The organism is Pelorhabdus rhamnosifermentans, from assembly GCF_018835585.1.
Taxonomy (GTDB): domain Bacteria; phylum Bacillota; class Negativicutes; order UMGS1260; family UMGS1260; genus Pelorhabdus; species Pelorhabdus rhamnosifermentans.
Window position 1 is genome coordinate 1 of the sequence record NZ_JAHGVE010000095.1, and the last position, 558, is coordinate 558.

At 38.2% G+C, this 558-nt stretch carries 1 protein-coding gene; it reads left to right on the forward strand.

The window, feature by feature from the left end; translation table 11 throughout:
- Positions 1 to 143: 143 nt before the first annotated feature.
- Complete coding sequence (locus Ga0466249_RS25925; RefSeq protein ID WP_215832384.1) at positions 144 to 362, forward strand: hypothetical protein; 219 nt, start codon at positions 144 to 146, stop codon at positions 360 to 362.
- The last annotated feature ends 196 nt before the right edge of the window (positions 363 to 558 follow it).

Below are 558 nucleotides of genomic sequence, written 5' to 3' on the forward strand. Positions count from 1 at the left end.
GATTTGATTACATCTGGCGATTGCCTCAATGTAGTAAGAAAACTGTCTTTTGGTGTGACTTGCTGTAGTATATGCGTACGGGGAAAAATATGCAAGTTATCCATGTGATAATTTTTTCTTTTTAGTGAGCTTTCTGATTTATCATGCTGGTAATCGGCGCAATCGCTGATGACGAAATGGCGCGGATAGATTTGGTGTTTGTAGTGGTAGTAGATGAAGCAAGAATAGTGAGTGTGTCTATGGTGGCAGGAAGCGGATCCATGGCTAACATGGCAAAAAAAGTAGAAATTAGGAACAAATTTGATAAGCCGTCATATCATGGTAGCAAAGAAAGCGTAATACATTTGGAGGCGCTTTTATAATGAAGAGTAAAATTGTGTAAAGATCGAAAGGTAATTTACATTTAGTAGAGAGGCGTGATTTTTTGATGATTATTAAAGAGGCTTCCAATTTCAACATAGCTATTGATCAGTCGGATTTCATCGAAAGTGATTATATTAAAGGCATTACTAACCGGGCGTTAGCCTATATCAAGGCAGGCTTTGCCGTTCACTTACG